The sequence below is a fragment of the Bacillus sp. ChL18 genome (genome assembly GCF_026241425.1).
In the GTDB taxonomy this organism is placed as follows: Bacteria; Bacillota; Bacilli; order Bacillales; family Bacillaceae; genus Bacillus; species Bacillus velezensis.
In genome coordinates this window covers 2,144,491-2,171,408 of the sequence record NZ_JAPHWE010000001.1, presented here as the reverse complement: position 1 = coordinate 2,171,408, position 26,918 = coordinate 2,144,491, and the positions used below count along the sequence as shown (strand labels likewise).

Genomic DNA, 26,918 nt, shown 5'->3' with positions numbered 1-26,918 from the left:
AAAAAAGGAGAGATTCATATGGAGATTCTTTGGTTTATTCCGACGCATGGTGACGGCCGGTATTTAGGGACGCAAACGGGAGGGAGAACGGCGGATCATCTTTATTTTAAGCAAGTGGCACAGGCGGCAGACAGACTCGGGTATACGGGGGTTCTGCTGCCGACGGGGAGATCATGTGAAGACCCGTGGCTGACGGCTGCCGCTTTAGCGGGAGAAACGAGTGACTTGAAATTTTTAGTGGCGGTCCGTCCGGGACTGATGCAGCCGTCTGTCGCCGCGAGAATGGCGTCGACAATGGATCGGCTGTCAGAGGGCCGTTTGCTCGTAAATGTCGTAGCGGGCGGAGATCCTTATGAACTGGCGGGAGACGGCATGTTTATCAGCCACGATGAACGTTATAAGGCGACTGAAGAATTTTTAACCGTCTGGCGCGGACTCATGCGGGGCGAAACGGTGACATATGAAGGGGACCATATCAAAGTGGAAAACAGCAATCTGCTGTTTCCTCCAAAACAGTCTCCGCATCCGCCCTTATATTTCGGCGGTTCATCACAGGCGGGAATTGAGGCTGCGGCGAAGCATACAGATGTCTATTTAACATGGGGAGAGCCGCCGGAGCAGGTAAAAGAAAAGATTGAAACCGTTAAAAAACAGGCTGCCAAGGAAGGAAGGACAATGCGTTTTGGCATCAGACTTCACGTGATTGTCCGGGAGACTGAAGAAGAGGCATGGGAAGCGGCTGAACGGTTAATCAGCCACTTAGACGAAGAGACGATTGCGAAAGCGCAGGCTGCGCTCCGGCGCGCTGATTCTTCGGGACAAAAACGGATGGCCGATCTCCATAACGGTGACCGCTCGAAGCTTGAGATCAGCCCGAATCTCTGGGCTGGCATCGGACTGGTCAGAGGCGGAGCGGGCACGGCGCTTGTCGGTGATCCGCAGACCGTCGCTGCTCGAATTTTAGAGTATCAGGCACTCGGCATTGAGTCGTTTATCTTTTCAGGTTACCCGCATCTGGAAGAAGCTTATTATCTGGCTGAACTCGTGTTTCCGCTTCTGCCGTTTCAGAATGAACGGACTAAAAAGCTTGAGCGCAGACTGGGTGAAGCAATGGGCAATGACTATTTTGCAAGAGGAAATAAAGCGACAGTCTGATGACGTCGCAAGGCGGATAATTGACGGCGGGCGCTTTCTGCGGTTTCATTTCCGGGGAAATGCCGGCAGTGAAGGCGGGTATTCACCCGCCTTTTTAAGCGCTTAGCTTGCACGATACTCATATGGATGATATGATACAAAACGTAATTATTACGATTTGTTAGGAGTGCTGAAATGGCAAAAAAATCAAAAGTGATCAAAGAGCTCAAGCGGCAGAAGCTTGTTGAACAATATGCGGACATCCGAAGAGAATTAAAGGCAAAAGGAGACTGGGAAGCGTTGAGCAAACTGCCGCGTGATTCTGCTCCGGCCAGGCTTCATAACCGCTGTACGGTGACGGGGCGGCCCCGCGGATATATGAGAAAATTTAAACTGTCCAGAATCGCATTCAGGGAGCTGGCCCATAAAGGCCGGATTCCCGGGGTGAAAAAAGCGAGCTGGTAATGTAAAAAACTCCGGATCTGTCATGAACCGGAGTTTTTGCCGTGCTTATGAAAAGTGAAAACATAAGCCAAATGCTGAATCATCATTAGAATGAAAATCAAAAGAATCGGAAAAAAGGGAAGATGCGGCTGAATCAGCGGATAAAACAAAAGCAGAACGGCTGCGGCCGGCAATGAGAAGTAAACGGCGATATACGAGGAACGGCAAGCTTTAGCCGTCATCATTCGTTCTCTTTCATCCTGTTCCTCAAATTCATCGGGCACAAGCCTGTGCTTTTTGCCGTTTCGTTTTTTCTTTTCGGCATAGATATACAATGCGGCACAAACGGTAAACAGCAGAAACGGAGTGATATTCAGCTCAAATGAACCGCTCCCCTCCGTTTGGAAAAACTGAGCGATCCGCGGCGCCGCTTCCATTAAGGAAATAAGCGTCCAGCAGGCCAATCCGTAGAGTGCAAGGTGAAAACACGCTTTTCTTTTCAAACTCATTTTTTCTCCTCCTCCAGCCAGAAAACTTCCTCCATCGGCAGGGAGAAAGCCCGGCAGATGTTAAGCGCCAATAAAAGTGAAGGCACATAATCTCCTTTTTCAATCGCTGCAATCGTCTGTCTGGTGGCTCCGGCTTCTTTTCCGAGCGTTTCCTGAGAATAGCCGAATCTGGCTCTCAGCTCTTTTACTTTATTTTTCATCATCAGGCGTACCTCAAGTTTTCTTCTTTTTCATATTGTATGAGTTATTTAACAAAATGTAAACCCAACTTAACATGTGGACAAAAAAAGAATTTTTTTCGACAAATTTTTTAACATTCCCTTGACGAAAAAAAAATATACATGTAATATTAGAAACATCAAATCGCTACTGACAAAAAAGAACTTTGATGCGGGTGTAGTTTAGTGGTAAAACCTCAGCCTTCCAAGCTGATGTCGTGAGTTCGATTCTCATCACCCGCTCCATACATACGTTATTAACGCAGTGTTTCGTTTCTCTGATAAACGAAGTATTGCGTTTTTTTATGTGAAAAAAGACACGAAGGCGTGTCTTTTTATGAAAGCCAAGAGACGGTATGCGTGCCTCCGTGAATTTGTTCAAACATTTTTGTTAAGGATGATAGCAGCTCATCCGCCGCGTCGGCATGAAATGAAGGCGGGAAAAAGATCAGCTGCAGCATTTTCTTTGTGCCGGGCGTGACAGGGCGTGTATTGATATGTTCGGTGAAGTCGCCGAAAACGCCGTCCGGGCCGGAGAAGGACAGTACGCTTTCTTTTTCTCCGATCGTAATTGAAATTGGTTCATCTATTTCTGCGGCATCATACGCCATGATAGGCAATGAATATTTCAAGGAGAAAAAAAGTATGGTATCATGGGCTGAATTCACACTTTCAATGAATCGTTCCCGGGAAATATCGCCGAGCATAAGCTCCATCGGCGTTTTTTGTCCTGAAAAGGCGGGACTGAGCTGTTCCATTATACGCGCCCACTCTTTTACAAAAGGCTGCTCATCTATACCGCCGTCAGCATAATCAAAGTAAAGAGATTCTTGAAATAAACGGAGGCGGCCTTTCAGCATTTGCGGAGCAGGCCCGACTTCGATCTGTTCATATAAGACGGCTGCCGCTTTGATCCCCGGCACCCGTTCAGCAATAAGTGGATCTAAACTGATGTTCAAGTGTGTTCACTCCATTTCGGGATGATAAAACTCTATTATACCTGTGCGGGAGCCTGATCACAAAGAAAGGAGGCTGTGCAAAAAATGAATATTCATAAACTGAAAGAGGAATTAATCGAATACGCCAAAAGCATCGGAGTCGACAAAATCGGGTTTACGACGGCTGATACGTTCGACAGTCTGCGGGACCGGCTGATTCTTCAGGAATCACTCGGCTATTTATCCGGTTTTGAAGAGCCGGATATTGAAAAACGGGTCACTCCGTCTTTGCTTCTGCCGAAAGCCAAATCGATCGTCGCCATCGCCCTTGCTTATCCTTCCAAAATGAAAGATGCGCCGAGGAGCACAAGGGACGGGCGGCGCGGCATTTTTTGCAGAGCTTCCTGGGGGAAGGATTATCATGACGTGCTGCGCGAAAAGCTTGATCTGCTGGAGAATTTTCTCCAAAGCAAACATGAGGATATCCGCACAAAGTCAATGGTGGATACAGGGGAATTGTCCGACAGGGCCGTGGCTGAACGGGCGGGAATCGGCTTCAGCGCCAAAAACTGCATGATCACCACGCCTGAATACGGTTCTTACGTCTATCTGGCTGAAATGATCACCAATCTGCCCTTTGAACCGGATTTGCCGATTGAAGATATGTGCGGTACGTGCACAAAATGTTTAGACGCGTGTCCGACCGGCGCACTCGTCAATCCCGGACAGCTTAACGCCCAGCGCTGTATTTCGTTCCTGACCCAGACAAAGGGATTTTTGCCGGATGAGTTCCGCACGAAAATCGGAAACCGTCTGTATGGCTGTGACACGTGTCAGACGGTCTGTCCGATTAATAAGGGGAAAGATTTTCATCTTCATCCGCAGATGGAGCCTGATCCGGAGATCGCAAAGCCGCTGTTAAAGCCGCTTTTGACCATAAGCAACCGCGAATTCAAAGAAAAATTCGGACATGTATCGGGATCATGGCGCGGCAAGAAGCCGATACAGCGGAATGCGATTTTAGCTTTGGCTCATTTTAAAGATGCCTCGTCTCTTCCGGAATTAACGGCCTTGATGCACCAAGATCCGCGTCCCGTCATCAGGGGGACGGCCGCCTGGGCCATCGGGAAAATCGGTGACCCTGATTATGCGGGGGAATTAGAAAAAGCGCTTCAAAAGGAGCAGGATGAGGAAGCCATACGGGAAATTGAAAAGGGACTGGAGCTGTTATCGGTTTCTGATAAGACTAAAACCGGCCGGTCCTGACATATGTATAGAGAAAAAGCACTTGGCCGGAGTTCAAGTGTTTTTTCTTTATAAAACAGTATGGTGGGTGGAGCGCTTGAAGCATATTATTGAAGATTTAGCGGAGGCCCGGCTTCATTATTTAATAAACGGAACCGAGATGAGGCACAATGGGCAGCCCGGCGATCTTGAGGTCCTGACGAGAAAAAAAGAGCTGTTTGAAAAACGGAAAGTTGACATCGTGAAAGCGAAGGCAAAAGCCATCATTGTCAAAAGCAGCCTTGAGGACGACGGCACGTTATGCGTCATGTACACGATTCATTTCGAATATTTGTGCAAGGAGCATGACGGACACCTTTACTTAGAAGAGCAGATTGAGGAACGGACTGCATTTCTCTATGATCAGCTGTTGATTAAAGACCGGGAAGTAAAGAAAAAACCGGCGGGATTTTCTGACGGGAACAGCGTAATTGAATATGAGCGGAGTGAACGGGAAGATTTCGGGCGGGCGTTTCAATACGACCGTCTGGCTGCCGTGCAGTACGCGGAGAAGTTTTGGAATAAACGAAATCCCGCTTATAAAAATTTCAGCGATAATTGCACCAATTTTATTTCCCAATGTTTACATGCCGGAAAAGCACCGATGCGGGGGCATCCGAACAGAGGCTCAGGCTGGTGGATGAAGGCAAGCTCGTGGAGCTACAGCTGGACGGTCGCGCATTCGATGAAGATGTATCTGGCCCAATCCAAGGCCGGGCTTCGCGCGGTGCAAGTATCAAGAGCTGAAGAACTGATGCCCGGAGATATCATTTGCTATGATTTTGAAGGAGACGGCCGTTTTAATCATACGACGATCGTGGTCGCGAAAGATAAAAGCAATATGCCGCTTGTCAATGCCCAAACGTATGACAGCAGAATGAGATATTGGTCATATGAGGATTCAACGGCGTATACTCCTTCCATCAGATATGCGTTTTTTCATATTACGGATGATACGACAAAAGAGTAATTAATGATATAATGGTGGGCGGAATAAAAAACAGAGGTGAACATCGTGGCATTACATGTCGTTTTATATCAACCTGAAATCCCGGCCAATACGGGAAATATCGCACGTACTTGTGCGGCAACAGACACAACGCTTCATTTGATCCGCCCGCTCGGATTCTCAACCGATGATAAAATGCTGAAGCGCGCCGGACTCGATTATTGGGAGTTCGTCAACGTCGTATATCATGATTCATTGGAAGAGTTATTTGAGGCATATGAGAACGGAAAGTTTTTCTTCATTACAAAATTCGGCCAAAAGCCGCACACATCATTTGATTACTCAAATACGGAGGAAGACTTTTTCTTCGTATTCGGCAGAGAAACGAGCGGACTTCCGAAAGAATTGATCGAAAACAATATGGACCGCTGCCTGCGTCTGCCGATGACCGAGCATGTGAGATCATTAAACCTGTCCAACACGGCCGCGATTCTTGTATATGAAGCGCTGCGCCAGCAAAATTACAGAGATTTGACGTGAGAAAAAACGCCCGCATTCGGGCGTTTTTTTTATTGAATAAAAAAGACGGACAGCAGCGGTTCACGGCATTTTTATATTTCCAGGCTTAACAACGTAACAGTGTTATGTTACAATACATTCATCGAAGGAGCTGGATTCATGGAGGAACAACTGATTTCTAAAAAAGAATTGCTGGAAGAAACATCAATTTCATACGGGCAGCTGTACCGCTGGAAACGGAAAAATTTAATTCCTGAAGAATGGTTTATCCGAAAATCAACATTTACAGGCCAGGAAACATTTTTTCCGAGAGCGGAAATATTAAAACGCATCTCAAAAATACAGAAAATGAAAGAAAACCTGTCTTTGGATGAAATGAGAGAAATGCTGTCTCCGCAAATGACTGATGTCAATATAACGTCTGCGGAGCTGCTTCAAAAAGGACTGATTTCAAAGGCTGCGCTGCAAGTTTATGGCGAAGACGGCGTGACATTCACGTCCCGCGCGCTGCTGTCTTTATATGTGCTTGAAGGACTTTTGCGATCGGGCAATATCAGCCTTGAGGAAGGAAAATTGGCGGCAGGGGTGCTGAAAACTTTTGAGGCTTCCGAACTGAAAGCAAATACGGAGCTTGTCATGCTCCGAAAGCTTGGCGTAACGACGTGCTTCATCGCTGACGCGGAACATATTTTATTTGAACCGACTGTCAAAGTGGTTGAACGGGTGGCGCTTGCTGCGGCATCGGAAGAATTAAAAACGAAATGGATGCAGGAGGACCATCAATGGAAGTAACAGATAAATTAATCATCAACGGTTCAGGAAGTTCAAAAGGAGGCCGTTTTCATACAGTGGAGATCAACGGAAGCGGCACGGTGTCAGGTGATGTGGAGTGCGCGAGCTTTTTGTTTAACGGCAGCGGAAAAACAGACGGACATGTCAAGACGCAAACGCTGACGATCAGCGGTTCGGGGAAAATTTCCGGCAGTGCCGAAGCTGAATCCATCCGTATCAACGGAACGGGTGTCATTAAAGGTGATGTCAAAACGGAGCGGCTGAACGTCGCGGGATTTTCATCTTTCGGCGGCGGTGTGAAAGCTGATGATATTTTCATATCCGGGAAAGCCGGGATTGAAGGCGATTGCGAGACAGAGACGTTCCGTTCGGAAGGCAAATGCAAGATCGGCGGCTTGCTGAATGCCGATGAAGTCAGTATTAAGCTGGCGGCGGGAGAAAGCCATGTGAAAGAGATCGGCTGCCGCCATTTGAAAGTGATGAGCAGAAAGAGCGTGCTTACGCGTTTTAAGCTGATGCCGGCCCCGGTGCTGACAGCGGAGCTGATTGAAGGCGACATCATTGAATTGGCGGACACGAACGCGAAGACAGTCCGCGGAAATCATGTGCGGATCGGCGCAGGCTGCACCATTGGGATTGTGGAATACAGCGGCGATTTTACATGTGATCCTTCCGCTTTGGTTAACAAAGTCGTGAAACGATAGGAGGAGCTGCGATGGAAACGACAAAAAAATTGAGTCATTTAAAAATGTACGGAGCCGGACACGCCTCCGGCGGGTCCTACCAAAATGTAAGCATTAAAGGGGAAGGAACTGTCGGCGAAGGACTTCAAAGCGAACGCTGCCGGATATTCGGTACGGGACTTTTTCTCGGAGATGCCGAAATCAACAGGCTGAAAATTTTCGGAGAGCATGAAGTTGCCGGAGATTTATCAGCACGTTCAGCAAATGTGATGGGCACATTGAAAGTCGGCGGCTCCATGCGTTTCGCCACGATGAGGCTGAAAGGACTTGCTGAAATTGGCGGCGGGGCCGCGGGAGAGCGGTGTCATATAAAAGGAAGTCTCACAGTCGGCGGCGATTGCGAGACGGAGCTGCTTCATGTAACAGGATGTATCAATGTGGCGGGATTGTTAAACGCGGGGGACGTAAACATCCATTTGCGTTATGACCGAAGCCGCGTGAAAGAAATCGGCGGCACATCGATCACCGTCAGACGGAAACCCGGTTTTCTTAAACGGAAAGCCGGCACGCTTTCTGCTGAATTGATCGAAGGAGACGCAATTTACCTCGAATACACGGAAGCGGACATCGTCAGAGGAAAGCATGTGGAAATCGGCCCGGGCTGCAAAATCGGAAAAATCGAGTATCAAACAAGCTGCAAATCTCATGAAAAATCAACTGTCCAAGAACGTATTCAAATATGAAACATTGTTATGTTGTACAGGAAAGGGTGCTCTTTATGAAGAGCACCCTTTTGCCGTTATTTGTTTTCAGGTTTGCTGTCGTAACCCGCCGTAAAAATGGATACTAAAAAAGTGAGAATGACCCCAAGTAAAATGATCGTTTTCATCATTTCTCCTCCTCTTTGCTTTTCCATTTGATGTCCGAGTCTGGATGAAACTGTATTTCTTTCATTATGAACGGTGCACCGGACCCTTGTCAATGACGGCCTTATAACGTCTTTATTTTTAAGAAACGAAAAGCATGTATTATCACGTCACCGCATAGATTGTAACAAAGTACCTTATTTCTAGTGCATTAACCATGATAGAGGAGGTTCTTATGGATATATTAAAGAAAATTGAAAAGTACAGAGAGGAAGAGCAGCGTCTCAAATGGGAAGGGACGTTCGCTGATTATTTGGAGATCATAAAAGAAAATCCATTGGTCGCGCAGTCTGCTCATTCTCGCGTTTTTAATATGATAAAAGACAGCGGAATCGAGGAGGATGACGGTAAAAAGACATACAGCTTTTTCTCGCGGGAGCTGTTCGGCCTTGAGGAATCTCTGGAACGGCTCGTGGAGGAATACTTTCACCCGGCTGCCAAGCGGCTCGATGTAAGAAAACGGATTTTACTATTGATGGGACCCGTCAGCGGCGGAAAGTCAACTCTTGTCACCATGCTGAAAAAAGGGCTTGAAGCCTACTCATTGACAGACAACGGCGCTGTTTACGCCATTAAAGGCTGCCCGATGCATGAAGATCCTCTCCATCTCATTCCCCATCATCTGCGCGACGACTTCTACAGAGAATACGGCATCAGAATTGAGGGCAGCCTTTCTCCGCTTAATGTCATGCGGCTTGAAGAAGAGTACGGCGGCAGAATTGAGGATGTAAAGGTTGAACGTATTTTCTTCTCGGAGGATAAACGTACCGGAATCGGAACCTTCAGCCCGTCTGATCCGAAATCGCAGGATATCGCCGATTTGACGGGAAGCATTGATTTTTCGACGATTGCCGAATACGGCTCAGAATCAGATCCGCGCGCTTATCGGTTTGACGGTGAATTAAATAAAGCGAACCGCGGAATGATGGAGTTTCAGGAAATGCTGAAATGCGATGAAAAATTTCTGTGGCACCTTCTGTCACTCACGCAGGAAGGGAATTTCAAAGCCGGACGGTTTGCGCTCATCTCAGCCGACGAATTGGTTGTTGCGCATACGAACGAAACGGAGTACCGCTCGTTTATTGCCAATAAGAAAAATGAAGCCCTTCACTCCAGGATCATCGTGATGCCTGTTCCTTATAATTTAAAGGTGTCAGAGGAAGAACGGATTTATGAGAAAATGATTTCTGAAAGTGATGTTTCTGACGTACACATCGCCCCCCATACATTAAAAGTGGCCGCGATGTTTTCTATTTTGACCAGGCTGAAGGAACCGAACCGTTCTGATATTGATCTTGTCAAAAAAATGAGGCTCTATGACGGAGAAAGCGTTGAAGGTTACAATTCCGTTGATCTGGAGGATATGAAGAAGGAATTCCACGATGAAGGAATGAGCGGAATTGACCCGCGCTATGTCATCAACCGCATTTCCTCAACGATTATCCGAAAAAATATGGAATCGATCAATTCGCTTGACGTGCTGCGTTCCTTAAAAGAAGGACTTGACCAGCATCCGTCGATCTCCGCCGAGGACAAAGAGCGGTATATGAATTTTATTTCCGCCGCCAGGAAAGAGTACGATGACATCGCTAAAAAAGAAGTGCAGAAGGCGTTCGTCTATTCATATGAAGAATCCGCGAAAACTCTCATGGACAATTATTTAGATAATGTGGAAGCGTACTGCAATAAAAATAAGCTCCGCGATCCGCTGACGGGAGAAGAAATGAATCCTGACGAAAAACTGATGAGATCCATTGAAGAGCAGATCGGCATTTCAGAAAACGCGAAAAAAGCGTTCCGCGAAGAAATTTTAATCCGCATATCCGCCTATGCAAGAAAAGGAAAACGCTTTGACTATAATTCGCACGAAAGACTCCGCGAAGCGATTCAGAAAAAGCTGTTCGCAGACTTAAAAGATGTGGTGAAAATTACGACCTCAACCAAAACACCGGATGAACAGCAGCTTAAAAAGGTCAATGAAGTTGTTGCAAGGTTAATAGATGAACACGGTTATAATTCGACTAGCGCTAATGAACTGCTGAAGTATGTCGGAAGCTTGTTAAACCGCTGATGTTTGATTTCATTGAGAGGCCCGTCTGTAAAAGGACGGGTTCTTTTGGCTGTTTTTCGCAATTGTTTGTCAATTGGAGAGTCCGTCCGGCATAAGATGAAAATAAATCTTTTCGCCGGACTTGTTTCATAAACAGGACCAAGCCGGAATACACATGTAAAACGACCATAACGGTTAAGGAGGGGAATTCATGTCCCGTAATGACAGCGGAAATTTTTTGATTTCAGAGGAAGACTGGTCCCTCCATCGCAAAGGCTTTGACGACCAGCAGCGCCACCAAAAGAAAGTACAGGAAGCGATAAAAAACAACCTTCCGGATCTTGTCACTGAGGAAAGCATTATTATGTCCAACGGAAAAGATGTCGTGAAAATTCCGATTCGTTCGCTTGATGAATATAAAATCCGTTATAACTATGATAAAAATAAACATGTCGGCCAAGGCGACGGCGACAGCGAAGTCGGCGATGTCGTCGCAAGAGACGGCGCGGATAAAAAGCAGGGTGCCGGAAAAGGCCAGGGAGCAGGCGATCAGGCAGGCGAGGATTATTATGAAGCGGAAGTTTCATTGATGGATCTGGAAGAAGCGCTGTTTCAGGAATTAGAACTGCCGAATCTGCAGCAAAAGGAAAGGGACAATATCGTCCATACCGATATCGAGTTCAATGATATCCGGAAAACCGGGCTGACAGGGAATATCGATAAGAAAAGGACGATGCTGTCGGCCTATAAACGAAACGCTATGACAGGCAAGCCGTCGTTTTACCCTATTTATCCGGAAGATCTGAAATACAAAACATGGAATGATGTGACGAAGCCGGAATCGAAAGCTGTCGTTTTAGCCATGATGGATACAAGCGGTTCGATGGGCGTATGGGAAAAGTATATGGCGAGGAGCTTCTTTTTTTGGATGACACGATTTTTACGGACAAAGTATGAAACGGTTGATATCGAATTTATCGCCCACCATACGGAAGCGAAGGTCGTGTCCGAAGAAGATTTTTTCTCGAAAGGCGAGAGCGGGGGCACCATCTGTTCCTCCGTTTACCGGAAGTCTCTTGAATTAATTGATGAAAAATATGACCCCGCCCGCTACAACATCTATCCGTTTCATTTTTCAGACGGAGATAACCTGACTTCGGATAACGCCCGGTGCGTAAAGCTCGTCAATGACATCATGAAAAAATCGAATCTGTTCTGTTACGGTGAGGTCAATCAATATAACAGGCATTCCACCCTCATGTCCGCCTATAAAAATGTCAAAGATGATAAATTTAAATACTACATCCTGAAACAGAAATCAGACGTATTTCAAGCGCTGAAAAGCTTTTTTAAAAATGAGGAAGCCGGTGTAAGCAAAGCATCGTATTAAATATAAAGCCGAGTGAAGAATCGTGGGCCGCGGTTCTTCGCCCGGCTTTTTTAAATTAAAAATAAAGAGAAAAAACGGCATAAAAAAAATCCTTAAAAAATGAAACTTTTCTCTTTACAAACCTTCTTTCATTTATTAATATTTTATCTTGTGAACTATTATTAAGGGAATGAGGTGAAAATACGGTGATTGAATCAGAGCTCGCTTTGCTCAGTTTTGAACAACTGTTTGATACTTCCAGATCGATTTACAAAAAGCAGAAAATGATTCTGGAGACAGTGCTTGAACCTTTTGATATTACAGTGCTGCAGTATCTGCTGATGTTCAAAATACATAAGAGCAAAAGCACGCAGCTTTCAAGGCTGGCTTTGTCGCTTGATCTGAAACCGGCGTCTGTTACGAGAATGACCGATATTCTGTATAAGCGCCGCCTAATGGTTCGGAGCGACTATCACGACGACCGGCGTGTTGTTATGATTCAGTTAACCGAAGAGGGGGAAGAACTTCTAAAGAAAGCTGCTGTTCAATATGCCGAAAAAGCGGCGGTCTTATACCGGCAGCTCAATACCGCTGAACTGCAGTACCTGCGCAAGCTTGCGGAAAGTTTAACGAAGCTTGCAAACGGCTGTGCAGTGAAAAACGGAAAATAAAAAAATCCCCACATATTTTTATCATCATTCCACAAAATGATAGAGGAAGAAACGAAAGGAGAAAACAAAATGAACAGAGGACGTTTAATTCTGACCAACATTATCGGTTTGATTGTTGTTCTTGCAATTATAGGCGGAGGTGCTTACTACTATTATCAAAGCACACACTATGTAAAAACCGATGAAGCAAAAGTTGCCGGCGACATGGCTGCTATCACAGCTCCTGCTGCGGGTAAAGTAACTGACTGGAACCTTGATGAGGGGAAAGAAGTAAGTAAAAACGACGTTGTTGCAAAAATCAAAGGACAGCAAAATGCTGACGTAAAAGCCATCATGGATGGAACAATCGTGAAAAACGAAGTGAAAAACGGCCAAATGGTGCAAGCCGGTACGACAATTGCCCAAGAAATTGACATGAAACACCTTTACATCACTGCAAACATTAAAGAAACAGACATTAGAGACATTGAAGTAGGAAACAAAGTAGACGTAATTGTTGACGGCGACCCTAATACAACATTTGACGGAACAGTAGAAGAAATCGGTTATGCGACAAATTCAACATTTGATATGCTGCCTTCTTCAAACTCAAGCGGCAACTACACAAAAGTAACGCAAAAAGTTCCTGTTAAAATTTCACTCAGCAACCCATCTGACAAGGTGCTTCCTGGTATGAACGCATCTGTAAAAATCTCTGAATAATACAGATCAGTCATCAAACCATGAAGGGAGGTTGTCTTAGGTGGCTAAATCAGATAATCAAGTAAAAAGTCCTAAAACATTGCTTATTGTGCTTATGGCCGGGTTATTCCTGGCGATCTTGAACCAAACGCTTCTTAACGTGGCGATGCCGCACTTAATGACCGAGTTCGGTGTGAGTGCGACGACGATTCAGTGGCTTACGACCGGATACATGCTGGTCAACGGTGTTTTGATTCCGTTATCTGCGTTCTTAATTACCCGGTTCGGACAGAGAAGCCTCTTTCTCGTAGCCATGTTCTGTTTTACAGCGGGAACGTTAGTCTGCGGAATCGCGCCTAACTTCTCAACCATGCTGATCGGCCGGTTAATTCAGGCGGTCGGCGGCGGTATCCTGCAGCCGCTGGTCATGACAACCATTCTGCTTATCTTCCCGCCTGAAAGCAGGGGGAAAGGAATGGGGATTTTCGGTCTTGCGATGATGTTTGCTCCGGCGGTCGGACCGACTCTTTCCGGCTGGATCATCGAGCATTACACATGGCGCATTATGTTCTACGGCCTTGTTCCGATCGGGGCAATCGTTATTATCATAGCGTTCTTCCTCTTTAAGAACTTGGTGGAACCGCAAAAAATCAAACTCGACAGCTTGGGTGCGATTCTATCCATTGTCGGATTTGCCTCATTGCTTTACGGAGTCAGTGAAGCGGGCAGCGACGGCTGGGGAGATCCGATCGTGCTGTCTACCGTCATCGTCGGTGTCATCGCGATTGCCGCGTTTGTCATTCAGCAATTGCGCTCTGAAAAACCGATGCTCGACTTCCGGGTATTTAAATATGATATTTTCTCACTTTCCAGTGTGATTAACATCATTATTACCGTTGCGCTTTACACAGGAATGTTCCTGCTTCCGATTTACCTGCAGAACTTAGTCGGCTTTACGGCGCTGCAATCGGGTCTCTTGCTATTGCCGGGCGCGATTGTCATGCTGATCATGTCGCCGATTTCCGGTATTCTGTTTGACAAAATCGGTCCGAGACCGCTTGCGATTATCGGGCTGGTCATCACGGTCGCAACGACATTCCAGTACACAAAATTGACAATTGACACACCTTATACGCACATTATGCTTGTCTATGCCATCCGCGCATTCGGTATGTCACTGTTAATGATGCCTGTTATGACAGCCGGAATGAACCAGCTTCCGGCACGATTGAACAGCCACGGCACGGCGATGAGCAACACGCTCCGCCAGATCAGCGGTTCAATCGGAACAAGTTTGATCACAACGATTTATACGAACCGTACGACAATGCACTATTCGCAGATTGCGGATAAAACGAGCACGGCTGATCCGAGCTTCATGCAGTCGTTCCAAAGCGCGGTTTCGAATTTAATGGTCAACATGAACATGTCGCTTGATGCGGCGAAACAAACCGTTTATTCATATCTCTACAAAACAGCTTCACTTAATTCCAACGTTATGGGGATTAATGACGCGTTTATGTGGGCGACGATCTTTGCGGTTATCGGCGTAGTCCTGAGCCTGTTCTTGCGTGACGTACGGAAAGACAAGCAGCGGGCGAAGAAAAAAGAGGAGCTGTCATTGCTTCCGGCCCCTAAAGAAGTGAAGGAATCTTAATCATCTGAATGGGAGGTTTCCTGAATGAAAATTTACGTAGTGTACGATAGTGAAGGCGAACACACAAAACACCTTGCTGAAGCCATTGCCGAAGGAGCACGAGAAAACGCTGAGGCTGAAGTCCTGATCGACCATGTCGATCAAGCAGACATCCGCAAGCTGAAAGACATGGATGCCATTATCTGGGGATGCCCGGGACACTTTGGCACCATCAGTTCAGGCTTAAAAGCGTGGATCGACAGACTCGGCTATCTGTGGGCTGAAGGCGAGCTGATTGATAAAGTCGGCGCCGTATTCTGTACGACGGCGACAACACATGGCGGATTAGAAATGACAATGCACAATCTGATCACTCCTATGTTTCACCAAGGCATGATTGTTGTCGGACTTCCCGGCAACGTTCCTGAAAACGCGCTGTACGGCTCATACTACGGCGCGGGCGTCACATGCCCGGTTGACAGCGATGTGCTGATGACGGAAGAAGGCCTTCAATTAGGCCGAGCGCTTGGCAGACGTGTCAGCCAAGTCACAGGTAATCTAACTGCCGGACGACAGTAAGGAGAGGGTTATATGGCCATTATTATAGCGGTTATTGCTGCTGTCATTGTGATTGCACTTCTTATCACATTCAATGTCCGCAGCACTTCTGCAGGACAGGATGTCAAAGAAGAAAAGAGAGAAGCGATCGGCACTACAGCCGAACAGCCGGAAAAGCATGATCCGGCCGAGGAGCGCTCAGCCGAGCATGCTCCCGTCGTTGTAAAATCTGAATCTCCCCGTGAGAAAAAGAATACAATGGGCGATGATGTGTACCGTCAGGCGCTTCAGAAGTTTAAGACTTCTGAGACGGATCAGGAACCAAACGATCCTGATAGCGGCGGCAAAATGCAGGATAGCAGCTATCGTGATGCGCTGCTCTCCTTAAAAAACAAAAAGAAGTAATTGAAAAGGCAAATCCGCGTAATAGCGGATTTGCCTTTTTTTTATTGAAGATATTGTAATACACGATGATCTAGTGTACTATGTTACTCATACACTTGATCCGAATGGAGAGAGAAAGAATGACATCGTTTTTAGGTTTGCTGAAAAAAGATGCGAAGGTTTCATGGATTTGGCTCGCGGTGTGGCTTTGCGGCATGATTTGCTGGGCGTTTGCAGCCCACGTCATCGCTGCCCGTCAGAAAGAACCGCTCGTCATTTTCGGCTTTTTTGCGGCAATGGGGTTTTTTCAATTTCTTGTAGCGCCGCTGTTTATGTACTATCACCTTCATAAAGAAGGAAAAAACCAGCTGTGGCTTTACAATCCGAATGGAGGATTTTATCTGCTGGCTTCCAAGTTGACGGCCTCACTGCTGTATCAGTTGATCGGGCAGCTGGCGCTGACCGGCTACGGCATTTGGATGTACCGGATGCTTTCTGCAAAAGGAGCGCTGGAACACACCATTCCCCTGGCCGGCACATTAACCGGACTGAATGCTTACCTGCTGATCAGTTCAGCGTACTTATCTGTGATCGTGGCCGTATTTTGGACTGTTTTTCACTCATTAAAACATGTTCCCGTCCTCCGTTGGGTGATCTGCATCGTGCTTGTGTTTGTCTGGACCTATATTGACGATAAAATCATTACGCCTTTCACTTCATCTCAACATGATATATGGCCGGTAAAAGTGTATGCGGATTCTCATTTTCATTATACAAAATTGACTGGATGGACGATGGAGCTGAAAGCCGTCCACATTTCGCTTTTCAGTTTCCTGGCAGTGATCGTGCTTGCGGCGCTCTGTCTCGCGCTGGCCTCTATGCTGCTGAATCGAAAGGTTGAGGTGTAGTGATGGAGAATGAATTTCAGTCATCCAAGCCGATTTATCTGCAGATTGCCGATCGTGTATATTACCGGCTGATCCGAAGTGAGCTTTCACCGGGGGACAAACTGCCGTCCGTAAGGGAGATGGCCGTACAGATGAAAGTGAACCCGAACACGATACAAAGAACGTACAGTGAAATGGAAAGGCTGGGGATCGTGGAGACGAGAAGAGGACAGGGAACCTTTATAGCGGAAAGATCCGATCTGAAAGCGGAGCTGAAAGACAGGCTGACAAAAGACGTTTTCAAACGCTTTATTCAGGAAATGGCGGAGCTGGGGTTATCTCCTGAGGAAATGCTCGACGGGATCAAACGATATGCGGAGGAAGCAAACGATGAAGCTTGATTTTGAACGCGTAACAAAAAAATACGGCCGCAGGCTCGCGGTCAGCGATGTATCATTTTCATTGTCTCCGGGTAAAATCTACGGAATTTTAGGGCCGAACGGAAGCGGTAAATCAACAACGCTTAAAATGCTTGCCGGGCTTGCGTTCCCGACATCGGGCGCCGTCCGGATGGGAGACTGCGCAGTAAGCAGGAACATGCTGTTTCGTACGGCTTATTTAACCGAACATGATATGTTTTCCGCCCGGACGACCGTCGGTGATATGCTCACATTTTATCATTCGCAATTCCCGGATTTTCAGCTGGAAAAAGCACATAACCTATTAACGGAAATGAATCTTTCAGCGAAGCAGAAGATAAAAGAGCTGTCCAAAGGCAGCCGGGGCAGGCTGAAAATCGTTTTGGCCCTGTCGAGAAAAGCATCCGTCATTCTGCTGGATGAGCCGTTTTCAGGTCTTGATCCGGCGGTCAGAGAGTCGATTGTCAACAGTCTCGTATCTTATATTGATTTTGACAGTCAGATCGTCGTCATCGCCACACATGAGATCGGCGAGATTGAGACGCTGTTAGACGAAGTGATGGTTTTCATAAAAGGGGAAATCGCTGAACGGCGCGAGGTCGAAGAAATTCGGGAACAGGAAGGAATGTCCGTGCTGCAATGGTACAGAAGCGTCATGCAGGCGCACGAAATAGAAGGGGGATTCTAATTGGAAACGGTATTAGAACTGCAACAGGTAAAGAAAATGATAAAAGGACGAACGATTATTCATGATCTGAGCTTCTCCGTCCGGGCGGGCGAAGTGTTTGGATTTTTAGGGCCGAACGGAGCGGGGAAAACCACTACGATCAGAATGATGGTCGGATTAATGAAACTGTCTCAGGGAGACATCGTAATCTGCGGGGAATCCATTACGAAAAACTATGCAAAAGCGGTCAGGCACGTCGGGGCCATCGTGGAAAACCCGGAGCTGTACAAATTCCTGAGCGGCTATAAAAATTTACAGCAGTACGCAAGGATGGTAAAAGGCGTTACGAAAGAAAAAATAGATGAGGTCATCGAGCTCGTCGGGTTGCAGGACAGAATACATGACAAAGTAAAAACCTACTCTCTCGGAATGAGACAGCGTCTCGGCCTCGCCCAAAGCCTGCTGCATAATCCTAAGGTGCTGATTCTGGATGAACCGACAAACGGCCTTGATCCCGCGGGCATCAGGGAAATCAGGGACCATCTGAAAAAGCTGACACGTGAAAAAGGAATGGCTGTCATCGTCTCAAGCCATCTGCTGTCAGAAATGGAGTTAATGTGCGACCGAATCGGCATTTTGCAAAAAGGGGAGCTTGTCGATATTCAAAAAGTAAGGGATGAAGGAAAAGAGGATAAAGATACATACTTCTTCCATATTGAACAAAGAGAAGAGGCTCTTGCCGTTCTGAGTCAGTTTGACTGTATGAAGAAGACAGACGGCATTGAAATCAAGCTGTCAAAACAGGAAGTGCCTGATGTGATATCACTGCTCGTCCGTGAAAACATCCGCTTATATGAAGTGAAAATCATGACAAAATCTTTGGAAGACCGTTTCTTGGAGATTACCGGCGGGACGAAAGAGGAGGTTCAATATGTTTAAGCTGATCTATAATGAATGGATAAAAATTTTCAGCCGCGTCGGCACGTGGGCTATGATTGTAATTTTAGGCGTTTCGATGATCGGTTTTGCGCTTCTGTCAAACCATTTCACCTCCAGCGAAGCCAATCCGAATTGGAAACAGGAGCTCCAGGCTGAAAACAAAGAAATGAAACAGCAGATGAAGGAAACCGGAAATCAGACTCTCATTGATAACCTGAAACAGAATGTCGCGATAAATCAATACCGTATGGACCATAACATCCCCGAGGATACAGGGGACACAGTGTGGTCATACGTAGCTGATTCTTCGATGATGACTGTTTTGACCGGGCTGTTTACGATTATCATTGCCGCAGGCATCGTGGCGAATGAGTTCAACTGGGGGACGATCAAGCTGCTGGCTATCCGTCCGCTCAGCCGTTTTCAGATTTTGTTATCTAAATATATGACGGTGCTGCTGTTCGGACTGTTGATGCTTGTGATTTTATTTGCCGGCTCCGCTCTGCTGGGATTGGTCTTTTTCGGGACAGGCGGAGATACTGCGGCTGATGTTCATCTCGTATACAAAGACGGCCATGTTTTTGAGCAAAATATCATCGCTTTCCTCGCTAAAACATATGTCTATGAATCTGTCTCCGCTTTTATGCTTGCGACGATGGCGTTTATGCTGTCTGCGGTATTCCGGAACAGCTCATTAGCGGTCGGATTTTCTATTTTTCTATTGGTTATGGGGAACACGGCCACGGTATTTCTTGCTGCGAAATTTGAATGGACCAAATATATTTTATTTGCGAACACGGATTTGTCGCAATATATGAACGGGACTCCTTTAGTAGAGGGGATGACGATGACATTTTCGGTTGTGATGCTTGTGATTTACTTCGTTATTTTTCTGGCGCTCGCATTCGGCGTCTTCTTAAAACGCGATATTGCCACCTGATATAAAAAAGCTGTTTTGCCTTTGCAAAACAGCTTTTCGTTTTAGATGAAAAAAAACCTGCCGGCGTAAACCGGCAGGTTTTTTAAAACAATTTATGCTTTTGTTACGTTAGCAGCTTGTGGTCCGCGGTTTCCTTCAACGATTTCGAAAGAAACAGATTGGCCTTCTTCTAAAGTTTTGAAGCCTTCGCCTTGAATAGCAGAGAAGTGAACGAATACATCGTCTTGACCTTCTACTTCGATGAATCCGAATCCTTTTTCAGAGTTGAACCATTTTACTTTACCTTCTAACATGAAATTTCCTCCTAAAGCGACATAACGCTTAAATTCACTATTCTTGCTCTAAAACAAACTTCCAAGACGAAAACTCTTACAAAACTTTCTTCTTAAAGATAGTTCGAACAAAAATAATTACCTTTACTCTACCAGTAATTCGAAGAAAAAACAACTGCTAAATGTAACTTTTTTCGAAATAACATGTTTTAAGAGGAGAACGCCCTGATACGGAAATCTGATTTGAGACTAGAACAGCCCATTTTCAGCTGATAAAAACCGCTTTGCAGCCTCTTAAGGAAGCAATTGACAACCCTTTTTTAAATCGGTATTGTATGTAATCATGAGCCCGAATACCATGGTGCAGCCTCTGTACATAAAAATAGATAGGGAGTAGGTCAACTTGAACCTGCGGCTTATAAACAGTCTGTTTCTTTTCAATTTGATCATATCACTTACTTCATGCCATTATCCTGACGGGAACCGGACAATTACTATCGGAATCAATGAATCTGATCAATCGATCTGGGAGTTTGTCGCGAAAAAAGCCGGTGAGGAAGGATTGCAGCTTTCTTTGGTAACGTTTTCGGATTATGCCGAGGCCGATTTGGCGCTTGCCGGCGGGGATCTCGACGCCAATGCGTTTCAATCCGTTTCTTATTTTCAATCTTTGCCGCCTCATGTGAAAAAGAAGCTGGCTCCTTTAGGAACGACATATGCGGCATCGCTGGGGGTGTATTCCAAGCAACATAAACGGCTGAAGGATATACCGGACGGAGCGGTCATTGTCGTGCCTGATGAAGCGGCGGCCTTCGGCAGGGCGCTTTTTCTCATGCAGGAGGCCGGACTGATGACATTGAAAAAGGGATTCACCGGTACGGGTTCAACTGATATGATCAAGGACAACCCGAAGCATCTGACCTTAAAAACGGAAACAAAAAAGAACGCATATCAGGCGGCGGAACATGCTGACGCAGCAGTTCTCAGTCAAAGCGAGGCGAAAAGAGCAGGATTTCATGCGGAGAAGGACGCGCTGATCCGATCGGCGCAAATGAAGGAAGCGTATATTCATCTGATCGCCGTCAGAGCTGAGGATAAAGATGATGAACGGATGCAAAAACTCCTGTCTTTGTATCAATCAGATGATACCGCGGCGTTTATTGAAAAAGAATATGAGGGCAGCCTGATTCCTGTTTTCCTGAAAGGCGGCTTTCTCACTGAAAAGAAAGAATGATTTCCTCTTCGGGCGATCATTCTTTTTTTTCAGTGCTGCACACTTGATTGCGCCCTGATGTTTTCGCTTTGTACAGCATCCGGTCCGCGATCAGGGGCAATGTCTGAGGATCCGAGGTATTTGTCGGATAATGCGCGATGCCGAGGGAAACGGTCACGGGAATTGTATCTCCGCTCGTCAGCAGAATCGGGTTCGCGTCAATCGTGTGCCTGATTTCTTCTGCGAGGTGAAGCCCTTTTGTATACGTGCAATTGGGCATAAGCACGGCAAATTCTTCGCCGCCGATGCGGGCTGACGGGTCAGAACTGCTGAGTAAGAACCTCAGACGCGTCCCCAGTTCTTTCAGTACTCGATCCCCTTCATAATGGCCGTATTGATCATTGATCTGCTTAAAGTGATCAATATCCAAATAAATAAGCGCGAGCTGAGACGAGGGGGATTGAGACGCCCGATCGAACAGAACGCGCGAGATTTCCTCGAATTTTCTCTTATTAAAAATCCCCGTCAGAAAATCATAATTCGCTTGAAACTTGTATTGCTTGAACAAAAGGCGGGCATCGGCTTCGTGTTTGATGATATACAGCGACAGCATTCCGCCCAAGGTGGAAATAAGCCAATAATAAACGAGGGCCCCGGCAGGCTGTTCAGGCATAAGAAACAGCAGCGTCAGGGTGAAAATAACATTTGAAAAAAGCAGCATAACGAACGCCATTTTGTGATCCGGCTTTTTTCCTCTGAGGACGGCCGCAGAAAGTATCGCAATGACCCCGACGGCGGCGATGGAAAAAATGGCGCTTGTATTGAAATTGATCAAGATACGGCCTGCGACGATAATCGCAAAGGCGGCTGCCGTAGACACCCAGCCTCCGTAAAGAGCGGCGATGATAATGGGGATATTTCTGAGATCAATGATGGAATCGGAGTAAGAAAAGCCGAAAGCAATCAGAAAAACCCCTAAAAGCCCGCAGACCGTCCCCTTCAGTAATTGAAAGATCAGACGGTCTTCTTTATACGAAAGCGACTCTTTAAAAAGAAGGGTGAAGAGATAATTAAATGTAATTAAAATCGTTAAATTAAGAAACAGTTCCTTCAGCATAACAATCACCCTTATATAAGTTACTAAAGAAAGGATGGAAAGAAAAGAGAAAAATCAATAAAAATACATATATTGTCAATTCTTACTTGACCGATCGGAATTGATGTAATATAGTGTTTAAGGATAATGAGCAAGGGAGTGTTTACCTGTTTTGGAGAATTTATTTGTAATCTTACATGTTTTTATTTTGTTTTTGTTTATAGCAGGTCTGTTTGTGATGCAAAAAAAACACGTTTCCTTTTCTAAACGTGTCTTTACCGCACTCGGATTAGGCATTGTATTCGGTTTTGCGCTGCAATTGATTTACGGGCCGGCCTCACATGTCGTGACACAAACGGCCGATTGGTTTAATATTGCCGGCGGCGGTTATGTCAAATTGCTTCAGATGATCGTCATGCCGCTAGTCTTTATTTCTATTCTCGGCGCATTTACGAAGCTTAAACTGACCCATAACATCGGGAAAATCAGCGGACTGATCATCGGAATTTTGATTGCTACGACAGCAATTGCCGCGGCAGTCGGAATTGTTTCGGCGCTTTCCTTTGATCTGAAAGCCGTTCATATCGACCAGGGGAGCACTGAGTTATCAAGGGGTCAGGAGCTGCAGCAAAAATCTGAGGATATGACGGCCAAAACGCTGCCTCAGCAAATCGTTGAGCTTCTGCCGGGGAATCCGTTTCTTGATTTCACGGGAGCCAGACCGACTTCCACCATCGGAGTCGTTATTTTCGCCGCTTTCCTCGGCATCGCTTTTCTGGGCGTGAAACGGAAGCAGCCGGAGCACGCAGCGACATTCAGCGGAATTGTCGATGCGGTTTACGCGATTATTATGCGCGTCGTGACATTAATTTTAAGACTGACGCCTTACGGGGTATTGGCGATTATGACCAAAACGATCGCGACAAGCGACATCGACAGCATTGCGAAACTGGGGATGTTTGTGATCGCTTCATACGCCGCGCTTATCGCCATGTTTATCATTCACTTGCTGCTGATCACGTTCAGCGGTTTAAATCCGATCACATACGTGAAAAAAGCTTTTCCGGTTATGGTGTTTGCGTTTACGTCCCGTTCAAGCGCAGGGGCTTTGCCGCTCAATATTAAAACACAAAAAAGCATGGGCGTACCGGAAGGCATTGCGAACTTCGCCGGTTCATTCGGCTTATCAATCGGTCAAAACGGCTGTGCCGGCATTTATCCGGCGATGCTCGCGATGATGATTGCGCCGACAGTAGGGCAAAACCCGTTTGAACCGGGATTTATCATTTCCGTCATCGCCATCGTGGCAATCAGTTCATTCGGTGTAGCAGGCGTGGGAGGCGGCGCGACATTTGCGGCTCTGCTCGTCCTATCCGCTTTGAACATGCCTGTCGCGCTTGCCGGGCTGCTCATTTCAATTGAGCCGTTAATTGACATGGGGCGCACCGCCTTAAATGTCAGCGGCAGTATGACCGCAGGGCTGTTAACAAGTAAAATGACGAAGGAAACCGATACCGCGGTGTACAATGATTCCTCAATCGTCATTGAAGCTGAAGAAGCTTAACAAAAAAGCAGATCAATGGTTCATTCTCTTATAGAAAAATAATAGATAGAGCGCTAAAACGAAAAATCCTTCATCGTTGAACGAATGAAGGATTTTTTCGTTTCTAATGATTTCCGGGTTCAATTTCTTCCAGCATATTCATCACGGTGCTGTCATTTAAAACATTTACCGCGCTTTCTTCGAAGTTAATCGGCTCGGTATAGTGAGGCTTCTGCGAAGTTTCTTTACTTCGGCTGCGGTCTGCCTGTCCGTCCGTATGGGATGAGCCGGAGTGATTGCGGGAAGTCTGCTCATGCTGCCGTCCGCCGGATTCCCCGCCGAACGCCTGTTTGATCAGCTCGGCAGGCTGCGTAGAGCCGGTTTGTGAATGCCGGGCTTTGTCCGTGTGCTGCTGTCCGCCGGAATCCCCGCCGAAAGCCTGTTTGATCAGCTCGGCAGGCTGCGTGGAGCCGGTTTGTGAATGCCGGGCTTTGTCTGTGTGCTGCTGTCCGCCGGATTCCCCGCCGAACGCCTGTTGAATCAGGTCAGCAGGCTGCATGGAGTGTGTACCATCTTTATGCTGCATTCGGCCTGAAACCATTCCGGAGATTTTCCGGCGGATTTCGGGTGATAAAGCTGCAATCAGAATCGATGATCCGATCAGCAGCGCTGTCGGGCTGACGCCGCTTTTTTTTCTGAACAAGTTAAATCCCTCCTCATTCAATTGATTACGCTTACCTTTCCCTTTCCTTCTGATATTTATCCAAACCGCTCAGAATGCAAACGGCGTGCATAAATCCCGCCGAATAGAAAAACCTATACGTAAAATGAGAAAGGAGGAGTTCACATGATAAAAAAGCAAGCAGTAATCTCTGCCCTTCTTCTGCCGATGCTGATTACCGCAGGGTGCAGTATGGGGAACCAGGGAGAAGGAAAACGAAATGACAACCGCACCCAGAATGTAAACTACCGCAACACGCCTAACGACGGTGCGACAAATATGAATACAGTGAACCGTCATAACCAAAACACCGATCACAATGACAATCGTAACCTGAGAGTGGCTGATAAAGCCGCCGACAAGGTGACTGATTTAAAAGAGGTTAAAAATGCGACTGTGATCGTTGCCGGAAACAGCGCTTATGTAGCCGTTGTTTTGACAAACGGACAAAAAGGCGCCATCGCCAACCATTTGAAAAATAAAATTACCGATAAGGTGAAATCGGCCGATAAACATGTCCGGACTGTATATGTATCAGCGAACCCGGACTTCGTTGAACGCATGCAAGGCTACGGAAAACGAATCCAAAACGGACATCCTGTATCCGGTCTGTTTGATGAATTCGGTCAAATGGTGCAGCGTGTATTCCCAAACCCCAATAAATAAATGAATGAATGAATGGAAAAGCCGCATTTGATGCGGCTTTTTTATTTTATCTGCCGTCACGACCCAGCGCTCCTGAGCATAAAGTAAAGAATGAGATGAAAATTAAAGGATCGGGGAGGGGAGCTTGTTTGCGTGACGGCATGGGGAAACGGGCGGCATTCACTCTGATCCTGTGCGGAGTCCTTGTCATATTGGCTGTCAGTTCAGCCGTTTCAGTAAGTATGATGTACGTCCTGTCAGGCCAAAACAGCCGCTCTGTTCCGACGAAGGAACAAGTGACTGAACACATGAATAAAGAAATTTACAAACATACAGCGATTTACTATACGGCGGATGAAAAGCCGCTCTTGGATCTGACCAAGCTTACGCTGGACCACGCAAAGCGTATCAATCAAATCATTGTCGGCTATAAAGGTGCAGCGCCACTTGAACTCATTTTCTTTTCGGATGAAGCTGAAATGGAGCAATATTCAGGATTGAAAAATGTAGTCGGTTTTTATTCAGAACAGGAGCAGATGATGGGGCTTTTGCCTGAAGAGAAAAAACAGCTTCTGAAAAAAGATGAGCTGGCCGTTTTCATGTATAAGCAATTGATTATACATGAATATACACACTACGCGTTTCACCAAAAAACGCGGCAATTGGGGACGGATACGTCTGTATTTCCGCTTTGGTTTCATGAGGGGCTGAGCGAGTGGGTCGCGCATTATGATGTAGTCATTGATCCGATTGCATTTTCCGTCGTGCCGTTTGATCAATTAACGACCGACCGAAAATGGCAGAAATCGCGTATGGAATATGAAACAGATGTCTATTTGCAAAGCTTCTATATGATAAAGGACTTAACCGAAACATTCGGAGAAGGCATTATCTTAACCATTATCAACAAAACCGCCGAAACACAGGATTTTGAAAAAGGCTTTGAAGCGGCTACGAAAGAAAGCCTGAAACGATTTGAACATGATTTCACAAAAGCATATGAAAAAAAGAAAACGGCATTGGAGAGTCAGGTTTCCAACGCCGTTTTTTAATCAATGGAGGTTTTGCTGCTGCTGTCCCATTTGTCCTTTAATCGGAGGCATTTGCGGCTGTCCCTGGGCCGGTGCAAATGAATTCAGCATGGTCTGCATATCTTGTGCATTGAGCTGAGGAACCTGATAATAACCGTGTTTATTTTGGTATAAGAAGATTTCAAACGCCATTTCGACATATTGCTGAATTTGCGCGGAGAGCACTCTTCTTGTGACGGGATTGGTCATTTCAAGCGAGCTCATCGTCAAGAGAGAAGCTTGAGCTTTAATCAGGCCGAGCATATGGCCGCTGATCCCGAGATCTTTGACATCATTTAATGATTGATTCGGTTTTTTCGGCTGAGTCGGTTTTATACCGTAGACGGCCTGGTTCTGTTCCTTCATCATATATGTCGACGTTTCCTGAGAAGGCTTTTGGCCGGTCTTAAAGCATTCTGCCGTCAGATTATAGAGTCCGAGAATGAATTGATACTGGCGGTCAAGGATGTCGGCCAGATGCTGATCCTGTATAAACTGTCTGAGCATCATAAATTGATCCAAAACACCGACTGTTCCGGCCAGCACTTCATGCATATCGAAAAGCTCATGTCCTCCGTGATTCACTTGCGGTGAACCCGGGATCCCCTGATTTACTGGCGGCTGCTGCTGATTCTGCTGCTGTTCCACTGATTGTTTTCCTCCTTCATGTCAAATCATCATTAAGATGTGAAAAAAGCCGATCCGTTATACATCAAGACCTATTTCGTTACGTGGGGATTATTTACTATTTTGCGCCAGCG

31 protein-coding genes and 1 tRNA gene are annotated in these 26,918 nt (G+C 46.3%); 25 read left to right on the top strand and 7 right to left on the bottom strand.

Translation table 11 applies throughout. The annotated features are described in order from the left end of the window. The first annotated feature begins 18 nt into the window (after positions 1-18). Positions 19-1,155: an FMNH2-dependent alkanesulfonate monooxygenase gene (ssuD, locus tag OQ477_RS10780; protein ID WP_265972371.1), complete on the top strand. Its 1,137-nt coding sequence runs from the start codon at positions 19-21 to the stop codon at positions 1,153-1,155. 174 nt (positions 1,156-1,329) lie between these two features. Next, entirely contained in the window at positions 1,330-1,599 is a 270-nt protein-coding gene (gene rpsN / locus OQ477_RS10775) for a 30S ribosomal protein S14 (protein WP_007610245.1), read from the top strand. Between the two features lie 20 nt (positions 1,600-1,619). Here rpsN and OQ477_RS10770 read toward each other — a convergent pair whose 3' ends face one another. Then, positions 1,620-2,087, bottom strand: a complete 468-nt coding sequence (locus tag OQ477_RS10770) for a hypothetical protein (RefSeq protein WP_007610246.1) — start codon at positions 2,085-2,087, stop codon at positions 1,620-1,622. Further along, the gene (locus OQ477_RS10765) at positions 2,084-2,287 is read right to left on the bottom strand and encodes a helix-turn-helix transcriptional regulator (RefSeq protein ID WP_003155407.1); all 204 of its coding nucleotides are present in this window, start codon (positions 2,285-2,287) and stop codon (positions 2,084-2,086) included. The genes OQ477_RS10770 and OQ477_RS10765 overlap by 4 nt, the downstream gene beginning before the upstream one ends. 190 nt (positions 2,288-2,477) lie before the next feature. Between OQ477_RS10765 and OQ477_RS10760 the strand changes: the two genes are divergently transcribed. Continuing rightward, positions 2,478-2,551 (top strand) — tRNA-Gly (locus OQ477_RS10760). 89 nt (positions 2,552-2,640) lie between these two features. Here OQ477_RS10760 and OQ477_RS10755 read toward each other — a convergent pair. After that, positions 2,641-3,264, bottom strand: coding sequence for a hypothetical protein (locus OQ477_RS10755; protein ID WP_265972368.1), 624 nt, complete (start codon positions 3,262-3,264; stop codon positions 2,641-2,643). A gap of 84 nt (positions 3,265-3,348) precedes the next feature. On the opposite strand from OQ477_RS10755, the gene queG reads away from it, so the two are divergent. The 18 genes from queG to OQ477_RS10665 all read left to right on the top strand — a co-directional run bounded on the left by queG (position 3,349) and on the right by OQ477_RS10665 (position 19,597). Beyond that, on the top strand, positions 3,349-4,509 hold the full coding sequence (gene queG / locus OQ477_RS10750; RefSeq protein WP_265972367.1) for a tRNA epoxyqueuosine(34) reductase QueG: 1,161 nt from the start codon (positions 3,349-3,351) through the stop codon (positions 4,507-4,509). 76 nt (positions 4,510-4,585) lie between these two features. Continuing rightward, complete coding sequence (locus tag OQ477_RS10745) at positions 4,586-5,497, top strand: amidase domain-containing protein (protein WP_265972366.1); 912 nt, start codon at positions 4,586-4,588, stop codon at positions 5,495-5,497. A 36-nt stretch (positions 5,498-5,533) separates the two neighbouring features. Beyond that, positions 5,534-6,016 carry a tRNA (uridine(34)/cytosine(34)/5-carboxymethylaminomethyluridine(34)-2'-O)-methyltransferase TrmL gene (gene trmL, locus OQ477_RS10740; RefSeq protein WP_007610253.1) on the top strand — a complete coding sequence of 161 codons (483 nt, stop codon included), beginning with the start codon at positions 5,534-5,536 and terminating at the stop codon, positions 6,014-6,016. A 138-nt stretch (positions 6,017-6,154) separates the two neighbouring features. After that, on the top strand, positions 6,155-6,787 hold the full coding sequence (locus OQ477_RS10735) for a YhbD family protein (RefSeq protein ID WP_265972365.1): 633 nt from the start codon (positions 6,155-6,157) through the stop codon (positions 6,785-6,787). After that, on the top strand, positions 6,778-7,491 hold the full coding sequence (locus OQ477_RS10730; RefSeq protein ID WP_265972364.1) for a polymer-forming cytoskeletal protein: 714 nt from the start codon (positions 6,778-6,780) through the stop codon (positions 7,489-7,491). The genes OQ477_RS10735 and OQ477_RS10730 overlap by 10 nt, the downstream gene beginning before the upstream one ends. A gap of 11 nt (positions 7,492-7,502) precedes the next feature. Beyond that, positions 7,503-8,213 carry a hypothetical protein gene (locus tag OQ477_RS10725; protein WP_265972363.1) on the top strand — a complete coding sequence of 237 codons (711 nt, stop codon included), beginning with the start codon at positions 7,503-7,505 and terminating at the stop codon, positions 8,211-8,213. 358 nt (positions 8,214-8,571) lie between these two features. Next, complete coding sequence (gene prkA, locus OQ477_RS10720) at positions 8,572-10,467, top strand: serine/threonine protein kinase PrkA (RefSeq protein WP_003155391.1); 1,896 nt, start codon at positions 8,572-8,574, stop codon at positions 10,465-10,467. A gap of 190 nt (positions 10,468-10,657) precedes the next feature. Next, entirely contained in the window at positions 10,658-11,836 is a 1,179-nt protein-coding gene (yhbH, locus tag OQ477_RS10715) for a sporulation protein YhbH (protein WP_017417325.1), read from the top strand. 185 nt (positions 11,837-12,021) lie between these two features. Then, a complete protein-coding gene (locus tag OQ477_RS10710; protein WP_003155389.1) occupies positions 12,022-12,486 on the top strand; it encodes a MarR family transcriptional regulator in 465 nt (154 codons plus the stop codon). 36 nt (positions 12,487-12,522) lie between these two features. After that, on the top strand, positions 12,523-13,188 hold the full coding sequence (locus OQ477_RS10705) for an HlyD family secretion protein (protein WP_007610259.1): 666 nt from the start codon (positions 12,523-12,525) through the stop codon (positions 13,186-13,188). Positions 13,189-13,228: 40 nt separating this feature from the next. Further along, positions 13,229-14,824: an MFS transporter gene (locus OQ477_RS10700; protein ID WP_003155387.1), complete on the top strand. Its 1,596-nt coding sequence runs from the start codon at positions 13,229-13,231 to the stop codon at positions 14,822-14,824. A 24-nt stretch (positions 14,825-14,848) separates the two neighbouring features. Then, positions 14,849-15,382: an NAD(P)H-dependent oxidoreductase gene (locus OQ477_RS10695; protein ID WP_003155386.1), complete on the top strand. Its 534-nt coding sequence runs from the start codon at positions 14,849-14,851 to the stop codon at positions 15,380-15,382. Between the two features lie 12 nt (positions 15,383-15,394). Next, positions 15,395-15,766, top strand: a complete 372-nt coding sequence (locus OQ477_RS10690) for a hypothetical protein (RefSeq protein ID WP_003155385.1) — start codon at positions 15,395-15,397, stop codon at positions 15,764-15,766. 119 nt (positions 15,767-15,885) lie between these two features. Beyond that, entirely contained in the window at positions 15,886-16,653 is a 768-nt protein-coding gene (locus OQ477_RS10685) for a hypothetical protein (protein ID WP_265972362.1), read from the top strand. Positions 16,654-16,655: 2 nt separating this feature from the next. Beyond that, positions 16,656-17,033, top strand: a complete 378-nt coding sequence (locus OQ477_RS10680) for a GntR family transcriptional regulator (RefSeq protein ID WP_044801699.1) — start codon at positions 16,656-16,658, stop codon at positions 17,031-17,033. Beyond that, on the top strand, positions 17,023-17,739 hold the full coding sequence (locus tag OQ477_RS10675) for an ATP-binding cassette domain-containing protein (protein ID WP_044801698.1): 717 nt from the start codon (positions 17,023-17,025) through the stop codon (positions 17,737-17,739). The genes OQ477_RS10680 and OQ477_RS10675 overlap by 11 nt, the downstream gene beginning before the upstream one ends. Next, the gene (locus tag OQ477_RS10670; protein ID WP_265972361.1) at positions 17,740-18,657 is read left to right on the top strand and encodes an ABC transporter ATP-binding protein; all 918 of its coding nucleotides are present in this window, start codon (positions 17,740-17,742) and stop codon (positions 18,655-18,657) included. After that, on the top strand, positions 18,650-19,597 hold the full coding sequence (locus OQ477_RS10665) for an ABC transporter permease (RefSeq protein WP_265972360.1): 948 nt from the start codon (positions 18,650-18,652) through the stop codon (positions 19,595-19,597). Before OQ477_RS10670 ends, OQ477_RS10665 begins: the two co-directional genes overlap by 8 nt. Before the next feature lie 92 nt (positions 19,598-19,689). Here OQ477_RS10665 and cspB read toward each other — a convergent pair whose 3' ends face one another. Next, positions 19,690-19,890, bottom strand: a complete 201-nt coding sequence (gene cspB, locus OQ477_RS10660) for a cold shock-like protein CspB (protein ID WP_003155376.1) — start codon at positions 19,888-19,890, stop codon at positions 19,690-19,692. Between the two features lie 382 nt (positions 19,891-20,272). Between cspB and OQ477_RS10655 the strand changes: the two genes are divergently transcribed. Beyond that, complete coding sequence (locus OQ477_RS10655) at positions 20,273-21,103, top strand: MetQ/NlpA family ABC transporter substrate-binding protein (RefSeq protein ID WP_265972359.1); 831 nt, start codon at positions 20,273-20,275, stop codon at positions 21,101-21,103. A gap of 16 nt (positions 21,104-21,119) precedes the next feature. Here the strand turns inward: OQ477_RS10655 and OQ477_RS10650 are convergent, their stop codons facing one another. Continuing rightward, positions 21,120-22,199: a GGDEF domain-containing protein gene (locus OQ477_RS10650; protein WP_265972358.1), complete on the bottom strand. Its 1,080-nt coding sequence runs from the start codon at positions 22,197-22,199 to the stop codon at positions 21,120-21,122. Positions 22,200-22,350: 151 nt separating this feature from the next. On the opposite strand from OQ477_RS10650, the gene OQ477_RS10645 reads away from it, so the two are divergent. Beyond that, the gene (locus OQ477_RS10645; protein WP_042635000.1) at positions 22,351-23,742 is read left to right on the top strand and encodes an L-cystine transporter; all 1,392 of its coding nucleotides are present in this window, start codon (positions 22,351-22,353) and stop codon (positions 23,740-23,742) included. 103 nt (positions 23,743-23,845) lie between these two features. Here OQ477_RS10645 and OQ477_RS10640 read toward each other — a convergent pair whose 3' ends face one another. After that, on the bottom strand, positions 23,846-24,424 hold the full coding sequence (locus OQ477_RS10640; protein ID WP_265972357.1) for a hypothetical protein: 579 nt from the start codon (positions 24,422-24,424) through the stop codon (positions 23,846-23,848). 144 nt (positions 24,425-24,568) lie between these two features. Between OQ477_RS10640 and OQ477_RS10635 the strand changes: the two genes are divergently transcribed. Together OQ477_RS10635 and OQ477_RS10630 are read left to right on the top strand one after the other, a co-directional pair. Then, a complete protein-coding gene (locus OQ477_RS10635; protein WP_003155362.1) occupies positions 24,569-25,108 on the top strand; it encodes a YhcN/YlaJ family sporulation lipoprotein in 540 nt (179 codons plus the stop codon). Positions 25,109-25,236: 128 nt separating this feature from the next. Next, complete coding sequence (locus tag OQ477_RS10630) at positions 25,237-26,139, top strand: hypothetical protein (RefSeq protein WP_025649518.1); 903 nt, start codon at positions 25,237-25,239, stop codon at positions 26,137-26,139. Here the strand turns inward: OQ477_RS10630 and OQ477_RS10625 are convergent, their stop codons facing one another. After that, a complete protein-coding gene (locus OQ477_RS10625; protein WP_044801693.1) occupies positions 26,140-26,805 on the bottom strand; it encodes a spore coat protein in 666 nt (221 codons plus the stop codon). Positions 26,806-26,918: the final 113 nt, after the last annotated feature.